The sequence below is a fragment of the Nocardia sp. 852002-20019_SCH5090214 genome, assembly GCF_001665865.1.
Lineage (GTDB): Bacteria > Actinomycetota > Actinomycetes > Mycobacteriales > Mycobacteriaceae > Nocardia > Nocardia nova.
Window position 1 is genome coordinate 59,368 of record NZ_LZMK01000151.1, and the last position, 15,253, is coordinate 74,620.

Consider the following 15,253-nt stretch of genomic DNA (forward strand, 5'->3'; position numbering starts at 1 on the left):
CAGAAGGGTTCGCCGGCCGAGCTGGGATCGAGGTCTGTGTGGTGCTGTCGAGTTCTGCGAGCGAGCTGGTCCGGTCCGTCGGTGACGCGTTCGCCGCGGCGTCGGTGTTGCGGCGGCGCGGCATGTTCGACCCGTGGCATCCGCTCGATATCGTGCGCACCGCGCGCGACGCCGGAACCTACGGCCCCTTCGTCACCGTGCTCGCCCACGCCGCGCGCCGCGATCCGACGGCGCCGGCATTGGTCGACGAACGGGGCACCCTCACCTTCGACGACCTCGACCGAGAATCCAACGCACTCACCCGCGGGCTCGCCGCGCGCGGTTTCGGGCCGGGATCCGTGCTCGCCGTGCTGTGCCGCGATCACCGCGGCATGGTTCTGAGCCTGCTGGCCGCGGGCAAGCTGGGCGCCCGGGTGGTGCTGCTGAACACCGGGTCCGCGGGCCCACAACTCGCCGAGGTCGTCGCCCGCGAGAAGATCGAGGCTCTGCTCCTGGACAGCGAATTCGTCGAGCGCGCCCGCGCCGTTCCGGCCGGCATCCCCCGGCTGCTCACCTGGGACGACGACGAGACCTCCGCCCTCACCACCATCTATGCGCAGGCCGGGCCGCATTCCACCGACCCCGTACCGGCGCCGCCGCGCCCCGGTGGACTCGTGATTCTCACCAGCGGGACCACCGGAACACCGAAAGGCGCTCCGCGAGACAAGGTTTCCCCGCTGCAGTCGGCCCAATTCCTCGACCGGATACCGCTGCCGCGCGATGCCACGATGGTGATGGCCGCGCCGATCTTTCACGGGACCGGGCTGTCCCAGTGCACACTGGGCTGGGCGCTGGGTAATCGAATCGTCTTCCGACAGCGCAAGTTCGATCCGGTTCGCACGCTCGCCGCGGTGGCCGAATACGGCGCCGCGACCCTCGTGTTGGTGCCGACGATGTTGCAGCGCATCGTCGATCTCGACGAGTCGGTGTTGCGGCAGTACGACACGTCGTCGCTCGAGGTGATCTTCGCCGCCGGTTCGTCCATCTCACCGGATCTGAGCCGCCGCACCGCGGACGTCTTCGGCGACGTGCTCTACAACCTGTACGCCTCCACCGAGGTCGCGGTGGCGGCGGTGGCGACACCGCGGGATATGCGCGAGGCCCCGGGAACGGTCGGCCGGCCGCCGGTCGGATGCCGGGTCGCGATCTACGACTCCGACCGCAATCCGGTGACCACGCCCGGTGTGGTGGGCACGATTTTCGTCTCCAGCGGCCTCAGCTTCACCGGATATACCGACGGGCAGCACAAGGAGATCGTCGACGGGTTGTTGTGCAGCGGCGACGTCGGGCATTTCGACGCCGACGGCCGGCTGTTCGTCGACGGCCGCGACGACGACATGATCGTCTCCGGTGGTGAGAACGTCTACCCTCTCGAGGTCGAGAACCTGCTGGTGAGCCGGGCCGACGTCGCGGAGGCCGCGGTGGTCGGCGTGGACGACCGCGACTTCGGAAAGCGGCTGCGCGCCTTCGTCGTTCGCGCCGGCGGAGCCGACGTGGACGCCGAGCAGATCCGCGACTACGTCAAGGCGAATCTGGCCCGCCACAAGGTTCCGCGCGATATCGTCTTCGTCGACGAACTGCCGCGCAACGCGACCGGGAAATTATTGCGGCGGCAGTTGGAATCCGAACGCGTCGCACCCGCCGACTAGTTCGCCGCGAAGAACCGATCCGCGATCGGATACCAGCCGGGGACCGCCGACGCGAGTTCCCCGGCGACACCGAGCAATTGCGCGGCCAGCAACTCGAGCCCGGTATCGCGTCGGGCCAGGGTCGTGGCGAGTCCGACCGGTACGGTTGCGCTCAATTCACGCAGCCGGGTGAATCCGCCGGGATCCGGGTTCGCCGCGCAATACAGCAGGGCGCTGCCCCACCGCTGGCAGAATTCGGCACTGTCCCACAGGTTTTCGGCAGAGCCGACGTCGATGACCACCGTGGGCGGCCCGTCGATCACCCAGCCTCTGCGAGTGACCCGGCCGACCACCGCCACCGACTGCTGCCCACAGACGCGATCGATCACACTTCCCAGCGGCCCGTCCGCACCGACGATCGCCACCGCACCACGATCGGCCGTTTCCCGCATACCCACCTCACCTGCCTATCAGATCCACCAGTTGCCGGCGCAGCCAGGACAGTGCAGTCTCACCGTCGGGCCCGACGACGTAGAACGGATAGCTCTGGTGGACACCGGAATTCACGAACTCCGCGATCTGGGCCTTGCGCTCGTCCACGGCGTTCGCGTCGAGCTGGCCGGCCAGCAAGCCGAGACCTCCCGCGGCCAGCGCCGAATCGAGAAGATCCCCCGCATCCCGGGAGTACCGGTCGAACATCGCGGGATCGGGATTCGAGATCTCCACGAAGAATCCGGCGATACGGCCGGCGAAATCGCCGTCGGGCATCGCACAGTACAGATCCCCGGCCGCACAGAACGTGTAGGTCCGCGGACCGAGCAGACCGAATCCGCCAGGGCGCGGGCCGCCGGCGCCGGCCCCGACGACGGGCGGACCGATCAGGGTGTCGGTGGGTGCGCGGCGAGGATCGGAGATCAAGCCCACCAATGCGATTCGGTCGGGCGCCACCACACCGTGGCCGGTGCCGATCTCGGCCGCGAGATCACCCGCGGCGTCGGCGCCTTGGCTGTAGCCGACGATCGCGATGCGGGTCGCGGTGCACGACCCTGCCACCGCGGCGACCGCGGCACGGGCTTTGTCGACGGCTTCACGCTTGGAGCGGCCGTAGACCTCACCCTCCCAGGGAAAGGCGGTCGCGGTGTATGCGATATAGCCGACCCCGACGTCGGCCGGCAGCGCATCCACACTCGCCGCGAGCATCCCTTTGCGCGGATCGGCGTCGGAGGTTTCCCATGTGCCGGGCACGGCCAGCACATACAGGCCGGGACAACTCGGCGACGCATGCGCGGGGGCGCCACCGCCGAAGTGCGCCAGGCCACACGTCGCCGCCACCAACCCGGCGGCCGCGAGGGACTTCCAGCGCGCAAACGGAGACAAGGTGACACCTCCGAATCACTCGGCAGCTTTGCCGCGACCTCCGCACCCGGGGGCGCGGTGTCGTTGTTGAGAGAATGATAGATAACTTATCACTTCCCACCGGCCGAGTGTCGCCGGATTCGCGCGAATTCGCCCACGTCGAGATCCGGCGTCCGAAAGTTCAGAAGAGTTCCACGACAGTGACATTGACTGTCGGCCGACGAGTGCGCCACATCGACATCTCACCTTCCGTCATGCACGACGAGAAGGCAATCTCGCGCCCGCGAGCAGCTCCGGTAAGAACGAGTAATAACTTCTGGCCCGTACCTTGCTTGCGGGCGGTTCCGTCTTGTTCCGTCGAGCCCAGTCCGGGGCGTCGGCGCGGGCTCGCGATTCGACAGCCGCCGAACGGGTACGCGCACGGCATGAGTCACCCCGAGAACACCGACGCAGGCGCCGACGCCGAGCAGGACGATCAGGAAACCCAGGGCAAGCGCACAGTCGATACGCCGCCGGAGCACTCCGGCAAACTGGCCGGGCCCGGACCCGCCCGCGACCAGAACGAAGATCCCGACACCTGATTCGGCTCGAGCCCGCGTTCCCGGTCGGATATCACCGAGAACGCGGGCCAACGCCGCTAGTTGTACTCGTAGAACCCGCGACCGGTCTTGCGGCCCAGGCGGCCGGCGTCGACCATGCGGCGCAGCAGCGCCGGCGGTGCGTAGTGCGGCTCGGCGAATTCGCCGTACAGCGATTCGGCGGCCGCGAGCGCGATGTCGAGGCCGACGGTGTCGAGGAGGGTGAGCGGACCCATCGGGTAGCCGCAGCCGCCCTTCATCGCGGCGTCGATGTCCTCGGCGCTGGCGTAGCCCGACTCCAGCATCCGCACCGCCTGGCACAGGTACGGGATCAGCAGCGCGTTGACGATGAATCCGGAGCGGTCACCGGCCTGCACGGTGGTCTTGTGCAGGGTGTTCTTCGCGTAGTCGGTGACAGCGGCGGCCGTCTCCGGCGAGGTGACCAGCGTCGAGATCACCTCCACCAGCGGCATCACCGGCACCGGGTTGAAGAAGTGCAGGCCGACGACCTGCTCGGGACGCTGCGTGGCTCCGGCCACCTTGATCACCGGGATCGAGGAGGTGTTGGTGGCGAGGATGCCGGCGGGCTTCACGATCTTGTCCAGCTTGCCGAAGATCTCGTACTTCAGCGACTCGATCTCCGGAGCGGCCTCGATGACCAGGTCGCGATCGGCGAACTCCTCGATGTCGAGGGTCACCCGCACCCGGGCGAGCACGGCGTCGGCCTCGTCCTGGGTGATCTTGCCCTTCGTCACTCCCCGCGAGATCGACGATTCGATGCGCTTGTGCGCCGCCTCGGCGAAGTCCGGAGTCGTCTCCAGGACGAGAACCTCGCTCCCGGCCTTCGCGCATACCTCGGCGATTCCCGCACCCATGGTTCCGCCACCGATCACACCGATCAGCTTCACAGTCGTCTCTCCCACCATCTCGGTTTCGAACACTTTCGCGCTCATTATCGCTGTTCGGGTAGTTGGAACAGGTTGCGGGCAAATTCGGGACCCGGCAACCGCTCCGTCACCCGCCACGCCGCGACGGGCAGCGATGGGCGATATCGCTGCTCGATCGGCTCGCCTCGCGCCGATTCCGTTCCGGCAGGACGACACCCAGCGCGGCAGCGGTGAAGGCGGCACCGCACCACAACGCGGTGGCCGGGCGACCGGTGTGATCGACGGTCGAACCGGCGGCGACCGGCCCGAGGGTGCCCAGATAGGTGAATGCGGCGAAGGTCGCGGCGTTGACCAGGGCTCCGGCGATGACGGCGAGCACAACTGGGCGCTGCGTCAGCACGGACCATTCGCGCCGCATCGGAGGGACGGTCCCGCTCGGCGCACCACCCTCGGCCTGTGTTCGCCGGCCGAGCATCGTCCACACCGGCACGAGCACCGCCGCGCTGAGCACCGCGACGGCCCAGAACGCCGAACGCCAGCTCCAGACCTCACCCAGCATCGTGCCTGCGGGCACACCGGCGATACAGGCCACGGTCACGCCGGAGACCACCACGGAGGCCGGGCGCGCCCGACCATGGCAGGACCGGCCAACCGCGGCAGTGCGGCCGGCACGACCGCGAGGAATCCGGCCTCGGCGACCGCCGCGACACCCCGTGTGGACCACCAGCGCCGCGAAACCCGTTGTGGTAGCGCCGATCACGTGAGCGGCGCAGAAGACCCCGAGAAACGCCGTGACCGAATATCGAACCGGCAACCGGCCCGCGGTCATCGCCATCACCGGCGCTCCCATCACCATTCCGGCGGCGAACAGCGAGGTCAGCAAACCGGCGGCGCCGAGCGAGACGCCGACATCGTCGGCGATCCGCCGCAGCAGTCCCGACACCATGAACTCCGATGTGCCCTGCGCGAACACCGCGACAGCCAGCACGAAAACCACAGGGGGCATGAGGAAGTACTCCAGGAGACTGGGCGCACACGTATGGGGCGCCCGGCGAAAGAATCCGGCATCATCCGGCGCTGCGAGAGACGCCGACCGCACCGGTCGCTCAGCGACCGGCGGGAATCCTGCTCACAACGCCGCCCGGCCCGCAGGCCGAGCGGCAACCGTTCGGATGCCTCCGGAGAACTCACCTCGCCACCTTGACAACGCGTATCGACGCGGTGGCGACGCCGCCGGAAATCGAAGGCGCCCGGCGACACTCGACCTAATTCAGGCGGGCGGCACGGTCGCGCAACAACGCCTGTTCGGCGGCGTTGGCGGTGAGTGCGGCGGCGCGCAAATAGGCGGCGCGGGCATCGGCCGGGCGGTCCAGCTGCGAGAGGAAGTGGGCGCGCACGGCGTGGAGCAGATGGTAGGAGTCGAGTGTGCCGGTCGCGGCCACCGCGTCGACGAGGTCGAGACCCGCGGCGGGACCGTGCACCATGGCCACCGCGACGGCGCGGTTCACCTCGACGACAGGCGACGGAAAGCGTTCGGCGAGAACGGCGTACACGCCGGCGATGCGCCGCCAGTCGGTGTCCTCGGAGGTGGCGGCCATGGCGTGCGCGGCGGCGATGGCGCCCTGCAGGGCGTAGCGGCCGGGCGGAACACCACGACGCACGGCCAGGTTGTGGGCCCGGCCGAGGGCGGCGAAACCGCGGCGGATGGAGAGCTGATCCCAGCGGCTGCGGTCCTGATCGGGCAGCAGCACAAGCTGTTTCGTCGCGTCGCTGCGCGCGCCGGTCCGGGAGGCCTGCAATTCCACGAGTGCGGCGAGGCCGAATGCTTCCGGCTCCCGGGGCATCAGCCCGGTGAGGATGCGCGCCAATCGCAATGCGTCGTCGCACAGTTCGGCGCGCACCCAGTTGTCGCCGGAGGTGGCGGCATACCCCTCGTTGAAGATCAGATAGATGACCTCGAGCACGGATTCCAGCCGGTCGGCCAGCTGCGGACCCGCCGGAACCTCGTAGGGCAGCTTCTTCTCGGCGATGGTGCGTTTGGCTCGTACGATCCGTTGTGCCACCGTCGTTTCCGGCACGAGATACGCGCGGGCGATCTCCTCGGTGGTCAGGCCGCCGACCATGCGCAGCGTCAATGCCACCCGAGCCGGCTGCGACAACGCGGGATGACATGCGGTGAACACCATGCGCAGCAGGTCGTCATCGATGTCGTTCGGTTGCTCGCCGGTCTGTTCGGTGAGCAGGTCGTGTCCGAGCATCGGCAGTTTGCGGGCGAAGGTGGCGTCACGCCGGATCCGGTCGATGGCGCGGTGTTTCGCGGTGAGCATCAGCCAGCCGCCCGGGTTCGGCGGAACCCCCTCGCGCGGCCACTGTTCCAGGGCCGCCAGATGTGCGTCCTGGGCGAATTCCTCGGCGGTGGCGATATCACCGACCAGCCGGGTGAGTCCGGCCACGAGTTTCGGCCATTCGATGCGCCACGCCGCCTCGACGGCCCGAGCCGCCGGTGAGCGGCCGTCGGCACCATCGTGCGGGCGGCCACTCACCTCGGGTAAGGACATAACGTCAAGCCTGGTCGTCGAGCTGACGGATCTCCAGTTCGATATCCCATTCCGGCCCGTGCAACCGCAGGAAGCGCGAACCCCACTCCACGGCTTCGTCCTGCGAGCGGGTCTGCACGAGGCAGTATCCGCCGATGACCTCCTTGGACTCGCTGAACGGGCCGTCGAGCACGCTCTGCTTGCCACCGGTCTGGCGAACCCGCACGCCCTCCTCGACCGGTCGCAGTCCCGCCGTGTCGAGCAGGACGCCGGCCTTGGTCATCTCCTCGAGCAGTTTGCCCATATTCTCGGCCATCGCGGGATCCGGCCCCTGCGTCGGCGCGGCCGTGGGATCGAGACGGATCAGCATCAGATAGCGCATGTCCGCATCCTTCCTCATCGCACCTGGTAGCGCAGATACACCGCGCCCGAACCGAAAGCCTTCGACTCCAGCAGGTCGAGATCCAGTTTCGCCTTGTCGTGAAACACCGGCGTGCCGGAACCGAGCGTGACCGGATGGACGACGATGCGGAACTCGTCGACCAGACCCATATCGATGAACGAATGCACCAGCTTGGGACTGGCGTAGATCGCGATCACGCCGCCGTCCTCACGCTTCAGCGCCTCGATCTGCGCGGCGAGGTCGCTGCTGATCAGCCGGGTGTTGTTCCATTCGGCCGACTCCAGCGTGGTGGAGCAGACGATCTTGTCCACGGCGTTGACCCATTCGGCGTGCCTGCGTTCGGCCGGCGAACTCTCGGCATTCGGATGCTGCGACCAGTATCCGAACATCCCCAGATAGGTCTCCCGGCCGTAGACCGCGGTGTCGAAGTCGGCCTGAATGTGTTCGGCATACGCCTGCAATTCGTCGTCGTAGGCGCGGAAGGTGAACTCGAATCCCAGGTTCTCGCCGGAGGAGGCGTAACCGTCCAGCGTCATGTGCTCGAAAGCCACCACTGTGCGCATGCTTGTGTCCTTCCAGGGGTGGGGCTGCCTCTCAGCCCCTCACCTACCCCTCGAACGGGACACCCCTGGAATCGACATCATCGGAAAAAATCTTTACCGCTTGCGGCCGACCGCGGCATATCCGGCGGCCGGAGGCGCGGTCGCACCGGTGTCGAGCGTGCTCACATCGTCGGGCAGTGCGGGAGCCACCCCGCCGGCGTGCCAGTCGTCGATCGCCACGATGCCGGGCTCGATCACATCCATGTCGCGAAAGAAGCGCGCGACCCCGTCGTAGGACCGAGCTTCCATCTCGATCCCGCTCTGCCGATAGGCCGCGACCGTCCCCTCGACCATGTCCGGGGCGAAATCGGGGCTCAGGTGTGTCATCACCAGAAACGATCCAGGGGCCAGCGGTGCCAGCAGGGTGTCGATGATGTCGTACACCTCGTCTCCCGGCACGAAGTGACACAGCGCTATCAGACTCAGCGCCACCGGCTTCGAAAAGTCCAGTGTCGCCTCCACCTCGGGTGCGGACAGAATCCTTCCCGGATCGTGCACATCCGCCTCGACGTATCGGGTGACCCCCTCCGGAGTCCCGGTCAGCAGTGCCCGCGCGTGGGCCAGCACGATCGGGTCGTTGTCGACGTACACCACGCGCGCATCGGGTGCGGCCTCCTGCGCGACCTGGTGCAGGTTCGGCTCGGTCGGGATTCCGGTGCCGATGTCGAGAAACTGGCGAACGCCGAGGTCGGCACTCAGGTGCCGGACCGCGCGCGCCATGAATGCCCTGTTACCCCGCGCGACCGCCCGCACCGACGGGATGGCCTGCTCGATCGCTGCCGCCGCTACCCGGTCGGCTTCGTAGTTGTCACGTCCGCCGAGGTAGTAGTCGTATATGCGGGCACTGTGCGCCCGATCCTGTCCGAGATCCACCACACCGCCGTCGTCGGCCACGGCCCGCTCCTCTCCACTTGTGTTGTCGCAGAGGAGTTAACCACTGCGTGCCACCGTCACACCACGGCATCGATGACATCAGTGGAGCGGCCCGGATGACTTCCGGAATGGCTACGGCCCCGCGACCGGGCTGAGGCAGCTGGCCGGGGGGTCGACGAAGATGCAGAGGGCCGGGGCTCGGGTGGGGCGGTAGTCGGCGGGGACGCCGCCCGCGGCGACGATCTGCGCGTAGGTGCCGACGGCGTCGGTCGGACGGCGAGTGAGCGACGGATCGGTGCGGACGTCGACGGTGTAGAGGCCGAAACGGGGTGTGTAGCTGCCCCATTCGTAGTTGTCGGTGAGGCTCCAGTAGTTGTAGCCCATCACGTTCATACCGTCGGCCTTGGCGCGCTGCAGCCAGTAGACGGTGTCGCGGAGGTGGTCGCTGCGGGTGTAGCCGTCGCCGCGGGGCAGGCCGTTCTCGGTGGGCATGCCGTTCTCGACGATATACAGCGGCTTGCCCGGGAAGCGGCGCGAATAGTGTTGCAGCGCATAGTAGATGCCCTCGGTGCGCAGCGGCATCTCCCAGATGCGCGGGCCGGGCAGGGGCGGCATCGCGGAACCGGTGGCCCGTCCGATCGCGCTGTACAGCGACTGCGCCGGGTCGAATCCGAAGTAGTAGTCGACGCCCACGTAGTCGAGCCGGGCGCCGATCCGGTCGACCAACTCGCCGTTGACCTGATCCTCCGCACCCGCGACATATCCGACGTTGGCGGTGACCTGAGCTCCGGGCTGCTTCTGATGGATGTAGTCGTAGCTGGCGTTGTGCACGTCGACGACCCCGGTCAGCATCGTGTTGGCATCGGCGCCGCCCTCGCGCACCTCGTTCTGAATGTAGGCGACCGGTTCGTTCACGGTGACCCACAACGGGTTCCGCGAGGAGTAGCGATCGACGACGGCGCGCATGTTGGCCAGCCAGTCCCCCACCATGCCCGGATTGCGCCAGCCGCCCCGGTCCGCCTCCCAGCCCGGATACACCCAGTGGTCGAGGGTGATCATCGGCCGCATCCCGGCGCGCACGATGCTGTCGACGACCGAATCGTAGAAGCGAAACGCGTTGTCGTCCCACTTCCCGGGCGTGGGCTGCAACCGCGCCCATTCGATCCCGACCCGGAACACGCGCATGCCCATATCGGCGGCCAGGCGGATGTCGGAGTCGTAGCGATCGACGAAGTCGACCGAATCCTGCAGTGGTTCGTAGCCGGGATTGCGAGCGATATAGCGAGTCCAGTTGCTGTCCGGCGCATGTCCTTCGGACTGGAAACCGGAACTCGACACGCCCCACAGGAAACCGGGGTCGAGCGACGACAGCGCCGCCGCCCGCATCGGTGGGCCGGCGAGGGCCGGAGTGCCGCTCAGCAACACCGACGCAACAGCGACGAACACGGCCGAGACATTGCGCAGAAACCGGGATCGCATCAAGCCAGGGTAACGAATACAGTCCGTCCGCGCTGGTGATCGGTCACCACTACGTCACCGTCACAATGGGTTCCGCCGGCGCACCAGCGACCCGCGAGCATCGCGACGGCTCGCGGCCGCACCGCATCGGAGGACGGTCAGCCGCCCAGCTCCGGCCTGGTCAGATCGTTTTCTCCCGCAGTCGGTCCGCGACCCACGTGTCGATCTCCCGGAGCGCGGCGGCGGCCATGCCGGTGGAGCGAGCCCGCGACCACCGTGTCCGGGTGCCGCACCCGTTCCGGCAGACTGGGCGGATGGCACATTCCGCCGCGTACCGCCCCACGCCGGCGGACCTCGCCGCCGCGAAGGACCGGACCATTCCCGATCTGGTGGCACCCGGCCTGCGGGTGCTGTTCTGCGGTATCAATCCGGGACTGTGGTCGGGCGCGACCGGCCACCATTTCGCTCGCCCCGGAAACCGCTTCTGGCCCGCGCTGTTCCGCTCCGGCTTCACACCACGCCTGTTCCGCCCCGACGAGCAGGAAGAACTGCTCGCACTGGGGCTGGGCATCACCAATGTCGCCGCACGAACGACGGCGAAGGCCGACGAACTCACAGCGGAGGAGCTGCGCGAGGGCGGTCGCGCGCTTGCCGAGCGAGTCCGGCACTACCGCCCACGCGTCCTGGCCGTCCTCGGCCTGGGCGCCTACCGCACCGCATTCGGCCGGCCGCGAACCACCGTCGGACGCCAACCCGAAACCCTCGGCACCACCGCGATCTGGGTGCTACCCAACCCGAGCGGCCTCAACGCCCACTACACCCTGGACGCCCTGGCAGCCGAATTCCGCACACTGCGGGAGGCGACGGAAACCGGCTGACGTCGGTATGTCGCTGCCACCGCGGTTGACCACGGCGACACCGGCCGATGCCGCTGTCACCCGATTCGAACGACCCGTGCCCAGTCGGGCGGCCGCGCCGGAACGTAATCCGGATCGGCCTCGTTCCACGACCGCTGTCGTCCCAGCAAGCCCACGACCGTCCGGCACGCGGGCCGGGCCGCGGGCCACGGTGTATGACCGTCGGTCAGGACAACGATCACGTCCGGACGGACCTGCGCGCGTAGCGCTTCGGCGAAACCCGCGCGCAGATCCGTGCCGCCGCCACCGACCAGCTCGATGCCGTCCGCTCGGCACAGGGGTTGCGCGATCCGAGCCGCGGCGTCGCAGGACAGGACCCGGACGAGATCGCGGCGACCGCCCACGGCACGGAAGATCGCCAGCGTTTCCACCAGGGCGCTGCCCAGTTCCGCGTCGCTCACCGACCCCGAGGTGTCGATCACCACGCTGACCCGCGGCGGGGTGTGCCGCAGGCTCGGTAGCACCACGCCGGGCACTGCGGTTGATCGCCGAGCCGGCCGGCCATAGGTGTAGTCGTCGCCGGCACCGGACGCGGAGACCGCGGAGCGGATGGCGCCGCGCAGCAGGTCCCGCCACGGCTGCGGTGGATGCAACGCCTCCTCCGCCCAGCGCCGCCACCCCCGGGGCGCGTTACCCGGATGACCGTCGATACCCTGGGCCACGCGGAACCGGACCGCCTCGCGTTCCTGATCGCTGAGGCCGTTCGCACCGTCCGGCCCGTACTCCCATGCGCGGTCCAGTCCGTCGGCACCGCTGCCGCAATCCAGCCACGCCATGTCCTGGGTGTGTGGTCCCAAGCGGAATTGACGCAGATAGTCCTCCATGAGTTCACCGCTGCGCAGTCCCAGACTTGCCGGTACGACAGCGCCTTCCGGCTCGATCAACCCGTCACCGAAGGCATCGTCGTTGATCTCGGCGTCCGCTGCGATATTCATTCGCAGCCGTTCCGCCGGACCGGTCAGATTGTGCTCACGAGCGAATCGGTCACTGCGCCCGTGATGGTCGCGCAGCAGATGCGAAACCTCGTGTACCAGAATCGAAGCCAGCTCCTCCACGGCCGTGCGGCCGACGAACACCGGCGATACGTAGCACCGCCAGTACCGGTCCACACCCATCGTCGGCACCGCGGGCGACTCGACGAGGTGCAACGCGTACAGGGCGGTGGCCAGATAGGGGCGAGCCCGCGCGGCCAGCAGGCGGGCGGCGCCGAGCTTCTCGAAATCCACCGTCGTGGCCCCCGCGGTCATCGTCTCGCCTGCGCGGCAACGCGTTCCGCGGCGCGGTCCGCCTGTCGGGACACCGACACCGTTCCGGCGAGGTGCTCGATCGATGCCGGGACCTCCCACTGCTCGCGGCGCAGTGTGGCAAGGGTGGTTGCGGGAACGACCACCAGATCCGGCGCTCCGGTCTCGACGGCCTTCGCCAACAGCGCCCAGGCCGCGTCCCAGCGCGACTTCTCCGGCTGCCGGCGGACCGCCGCCACCACGGCGTCGAGCACGGCTTGGCGCAGATCACCGCGTTCCGGCAGGTCAGCGGTGTCCGGACAGGCGAGTAACTGCTCCGGGTCGGGAAGTTCCATCCGGTCGATGCTGGTCAGCAGTTCGAATCCGGGGCCGTCACCGACGGTGCCCCGGACCAGCATGGACACCACATCCCGACCGACGCCGGCCGCGGTCGCGAAGGCGATCAGTCGCAGGGTCATATCCCAGCTGCGCGGCGACGGCCAGGCGCCGCCCCGTCGTGCTTCACCGCTGGGCATGCGATGCACCAACGCGGGCCGGGCAGCGAGCAGCCCGCACACCGCGCGTCGAGCGAAAGCCACTGCCTCCGGGAACTTTTCGGGGTCCAGCGTGGGCAGATCCGCGCGGGGCCAGACTCCGCCCAAGCCGCGCACCACGACATCGGGGTCGTGAGTCCAGGTGAGGTGGACGAATCGGTTGGCCAGCGGCGGGCTCAATTCCCAGCCGTCCGCGGCCGACGAGCGCGGGTTGGCGGCAGCGACGACGCGGACACCGGCCGGCAGCCGCAACGCACCGATCCGGCGTTCCAGGACGAGCCGCAACAGCGCCGCCTGCACCGCGGGCGGTGCGGTCGACAGTTCGTCCAGGAACAGCAAACCCCGACCGGCGCGCACGAGCCGTACCGCCCAATCCGGCGGAGCCAGCGGCACACCGTGTGCCGCGGGATCCTCTCCGACGACGGGCAGGCCCGAAAAATCGGACGGTTCGTGCACACTCGCGATCACGGTGGTCAGCGGAAGGTCCAAGGTTTCGGAGAGTTGGGTCAGGGCCGCGGTCTTCCCGATTCCGGGTTCGCCCCACAGGAGCACCGGAAGGTCGGCGGCCACGGCCACGGTCAGGGCCTCCAGTTGGATATCGGAGCGCGGCTCGGTGGTCGCCTCGTTCAGCAGAGTCAGCAGTTCTCCGGCGGCGTCGAGCCGGGCGGCGGCGGCTCGTGCCGTGGTCGGAACAGGTGTGGTCATCGTGAATCACCCTCGGTTTCAGAAGAATCGGGCACATGCGCGGTGCGCGGTCAGCGCGACGTCGCATGGCGGGGATGTGTGCGGTGGGAGGGCGTGCGTCGTTTCGCCGGCGGGAAGGCCTCAGAGGAATCGGACAGCCCGGTGCGGAATTGCCGGTACGTGCTTTCCCGCTGTGCGGCCGCCTCCAGTTCGTCTCGCAACGCTCCCGGACGCAACAGCGCCGCGGTTCCGAGCAGGTTTTCGACGACGGCCAACGCTCCGGCGATATCTCCGTGACGCAACCGATCCCGGACACCGGCAAGGCAATCCGGCCGGCGGTGCGCCAGATCGATCGCTTGCAGGCAGGGCAGCGGTGTCCCGGACAGTGCGACGAGCAGTTCTTCGCGGCGGATCTCGGCGGGGCTGTGATCGAGCGCGGTCAGCTCGCCGTCCACCAGTGCTATGCGGTGCTGCTCTCCCCGGCACTGCACCAGATGCGGATGATCGTGCCGTTCTGCCTCGAACGACGTTGCGGCCGAGCAGAACTCAGGCACGATTGCCGAAGCGACCAGCGGATGCAGGCGATCGGCCGTGATCGCACCGGCGCGCAGCAATGCCAGATCGGGAAGCACCCAGGTCGCCGCGTACGGCAGGATCGGAAGCGTGGGTACCGCGCCCTGCGCGTATCCCGGCGCGACCCGCAGCGCGGGAGGATCCCCTTCGTACTCGAGGATCACCCGATGTCGTGCGCCGAATCGCACCAGCACCGGTCCGCGCCGATATCCGTCGGCGCACAGCAGTAACTCCGCCTCGGCCGCCCATAGGTCGACAGCACTCCCGGGCGGGGCGTGCTTCGCGACCGCACTCTCCGTGCGGCTTACCTCGGCTGTTTCCCCTGCGCCGCACCGTGTTCCGAGTTCGTCGGTGCGGCGCGCGTCCCAGAGGTGACGGTGCAGGTCGAATCGGAAACAGCGGTTGGGTCGGGGATGCGGATGCGAGCCGATCCCGCGGTCCGGACAGGATTCGTCCCACAGCGCCAGGCTCATACGTTGTCCGGAGTCCGCCCAGGCCGGCGGCGTGCGGACGACGAGATGCACGAAACTGGCTCTACGACATCGCTTTCTGCGCTGTCCGGTGTCGTATCGAGCCAGAGTCGTCGTGAGGCCCGGCCGTAACACGCCGTCGGAAGCGACCCTCGGCATATGCCAGCGCAGTAGATCCGGCGCCAGATGCCGCAGATCGCCCAGTACTCGGGCGGCGAGTTCGCTGCCGTGGGTATGTGCCAGTGCGCGCGGATCGACATCGACATCGACCCCCGCCGCGGCACACGCTCCGGCCCAGTCCCCGGCACGGCGCCGGGTGGTCGCGGTCTCGATCATGGAGGGCGGCACGGCGAACTCGCGTATCCGCAGCCACAAGGGAATTCGGGAATCGTTCCCGTTCACGGTCACAGGGTGCATCAGCACTCACCTGGCGCGAACGAGACCCCCAATCCTGTTTCGAAATGAGTCATC

15 protein-coding genes are annotated in these 15,253 nt (G+C 68.4%); 3 read left to right on the forward strand and 12 right to left on the reverse strand.

The annotated features are described in order from the left end of the window. Window positions 1-38: 38 nt before the first annotated feature. Complete coding sequence (locus A5780_RS12845) at window positions 39-1,688, forward strand: acyl-CoA synthetase (protein WP_369829522.1); 1,650 nt, start codon at window positions 39-41, stop codon at window positions 1,686-1,688. Here the strand turns inward: A5780_RS12845 and A5780_RS12850 are convergent. Next, window positions 1,685-2,119, reverse strand: coding sequence for a hypothetical protein (locus tag A5780_RS12850; RefSeq protein ID WP_146102109.1), 435 nt, complete (start codon window positions 2,117-2,119; stop codon window positions 1,685-1,687). The two genes, A5780_RS12845 and A5780_RS12850, sit on opposite strands and share 4 nt — an antisense overlap. A gap of 7 nt (window positions 2,120-2,126) precedes the next feature. Beyond that, complete coding sequence (locus tag A5780_RS12855; protein ID WP_064908541.1) at window positions 2,127-3,044, reverse strand: cutinase family protein; 918 nt, start codon at window positions 3,042-3,044, stop codon at window positions 2,127-2,129. A 404-nt stretch (window positions 3,045-3,448) separates the two neighbouring features. On the opposite strand from A5780_RS12855, the gene A5780_RS39960 reads away from it, so the two are divergent. Next, window positions 3,449-3,604, forward strand: coding sequence for a hypothetical protein (locus tag A5780_RS39960; protein ID WP_156511303.1), 156 nt, complete (start codon window positions 3,449-3,451; stop codon window positions 3,602-3,604). Window positions 3,605-3,660: 56 nt separating this feature from the next. Here the strand turns inward: A5780_RS39960 and A5780_RS12860 are convergent, their stop codons facing one another. The 7 genes from A5780_RS12860 to A5780_RS12890 all read right to left on the reverse strand — a co-directional run bounded on the left by A5780_RS12860 (window position 3,661) and on the right by A5780_RS12890 (window position 10,382). Next, window positions 3,661-4,509, reverse strand: a complete 849-nt coding sequence (locus tag A5780_RS12860) for a 3-hydroxybutyryl-CoA dehydrogenase (RefSeq protein ID WP_030513758.1) — start codon at window positions 4,507-4,509, stop codon at window positions 3,661-3,663. 106 nt (window positions 4,510-4,615) lie between these two features. Next, a complete protein-coding gene (locus tag A5780_RS12865; protein ID WP_082976439.1) occupies window positions 4,616-5,494 on the reverse strand; it encodes an MFS transporter in 879 nt (292 codons plus the stop codon). Between the two features lie 259 nt (window positions 5,495-5,753). After that, a complete protein-coding gene (locus A5780_RS12870) occupies window positions 5,754-7,046 on the reverse strand; it encodes an RNA polymerase sigma factor (protein ID WP_064908543.1) in 1,293 nt (430 codons plus the stop codon). A 4-nt stretch (window positions 7,047-7,050) separates the two neighbouring features. Continuing rightward, entirely contained in the window at window positions 7,051-7,407 is a 357-nt protein-coding gene (locus A5780_RS12875; RefSeq protein WP_063012902.1) for a YciI family protein, read from the reverse strand. A 14-nt stretch (window positions 7,408-7,421) separates the two neighbouring features. After that, window positions 7,422-7,991 (reverse strand): dihydrofolate reductase family protein, encoded by a 570-nt coding sequence (locus A5780_RS12880; RefSeq protein ID WP_063012781.1) that lies wholly within the window; start codon window positions 7,989-7,991, stop codon window positions 7,422-7,424. A 93-nt stretch (window positions 7,992-8,084) separates the two neighbouring features. After that, window positions 8,085-8,924 carry an SAM-dependent methyltransferase gene (locus A5780_RS12885; protein WP_064901317.1) on the reverse strand — a complete coding sequence of 280 codons (840 nt, stop codon included), beginning with the start codon at window positions 8,922-8,924 and terminating at the stop codon, window positions 8,085-8,087. Between the two features lie 111 nt (window positions 8,925-9,035). Beyond that, window positions 9,036-10,382 (reverse strand): family 1 glycosylhydrolase, encoded by a 1,347-nt coding sequence (locus A5780_RS12890; protein ID WP_064908544.1) that lies wholly within the window; start codon window positions 10,380-10,382, stop codon window positions 9,036-9,038. 293 nt (window positions 10,383-10,675) lie between these two features. On the opposite strand from A5780_RS12890, the gene mug reads away from it, so the two are divergent. Then, window positions 10,676-11,239 carry a G/U mismatch-specific DNA glycosylase gene (gene mug, locus A5780_RS12895; protein WP_064901401.1) on the forward strand — a complete coding sequence of 188 codons (564 nt, stop codon included), beginning with the start codon at window positions 10,676-10,678 and terminating at the stop codon, window positions 11,237-11,239. A 56-nt stretch (window positions 11,240-11,295) separates the two neighbouring features. On the opposite strand, the gene A5780_RS12900 is transcribed toward mug, so the two are convergent. Genes A5780_RS12900 through A5780_RS12910 form a run of 3 tightly spaced genes read right to left on the reverse strand, consistent with a single transcriptional unit; the run spans window position 11,296 to window position 15,184 of the window. Further along, the gene (locus A5780_RS12900) at window positions 11,296-12,525 is read right to left on the reverse strand and encodes a VWA-like domain-containing protein (protein ID WP_064908545.1); all 1,230 of its coding nucleotides are present in this window, start codon (window positions 12,523-12,525) and stop codon (window positions 11,296-11,298) included. Continuing rightward, window positions 12,522-13,760, reverse strand: coding sequence for a MoxR family ATPase (locus A5780_RS12905; RefSeq protein WP_063012789.1), 1,239 nt, complete (start codon window positions 13,758-13,760; stop codon window positions 12,522-12,524). Before A5780_RS12905 ends, A5780_RS12900 begins: the two co-directional genes overlap by 4 nt. Window positions 13,761-13,810: 50 nt before the next feature. Beyond that, complete coding sequence (locus A5780_RS12910) at window positions 13,811-15,184, reverse strand: hypothetical protein (protein WP_369829523.1); 1,374 nt, start codon at window positions 15,182-15,184, stop codon at window positions 13,811-13,813. Between the last annotated feature and the right edge of the window lie 69 nt (window positions 15,185-15,253).

Bases quoted from the DNA above. Each gene is read 5' to 3' on its own strand.
- A5780_RS12850 (WP_146102109.1), bottom strand. From the start codon at position 2,119: ATGCGGGAAACGGCCGATCGTGGTGCGGTGGCGATCGTCGGTGCGGAC.
- A5780_RS12865 (WP_082976439.1), bottom strand. From the start codon at position 5,494: ATGCCCCCTGTGGTTTTCGTGCTGGCTGTCGCGGTGTTCGCGCAGGGC.
- A5780_RS12905 (WP_063012789.1), bottom strand. From the start codon at position 13,760: ATGACCACACCTGTTCCGACCACGGCACGAGCCGCCGCCGCCCGGCTC.
- A5780_RS12870 (WP_064908543.1), bottom strand. From the start codon at position 7,046: ATGTCCTTACCCGAGGTGAGTGGCCGCCCGCACGATGGTGCCGACGGC.
- A5780_RS12890 (WP_064908544.1), bottom strand. From the start codon at position 10,382: ATGCGATCCCGGTTTCTGCGCAATGTCTCGGCCGTGTTCGTCGCTGTT.
- A5780_RS12880 (WP_063012781.1), bottom strand. From the start codon at position 7,991: ATGCGCACAGTGGTGGCTTTCGAGCACATGACGCTGGACGGTTACGCC.
- A5780_RS12875 (WP_063012902.1), bottom strand. From the start codon at position 7,407: ATGCGCTATCTGATGCTGATCCGTCTCGATCCCACGGCCGCGCCGACG.
- mug (WP_064901401.1), top strand. From the start codon at position 10,676: ATGGCACATTCCGCCGCGTACCGCCCCACGCCGGCGGACCTCGCCGCC.
- A5780_RS39960 (WP_156511303.1), top strand. From the start codon at position 3,449: ATGAGTCACCCCGAGAACACCGACGCAGGCGCCGACGCCGAGCAGGAC.
- A5780_RS12900 (WP_064908545.1), bottom strand. From the start codon at position 12,525: ATGACCGCGGGGGCCACGACGGTGGATTTCGAGAAGCTCGGCGCCGCC.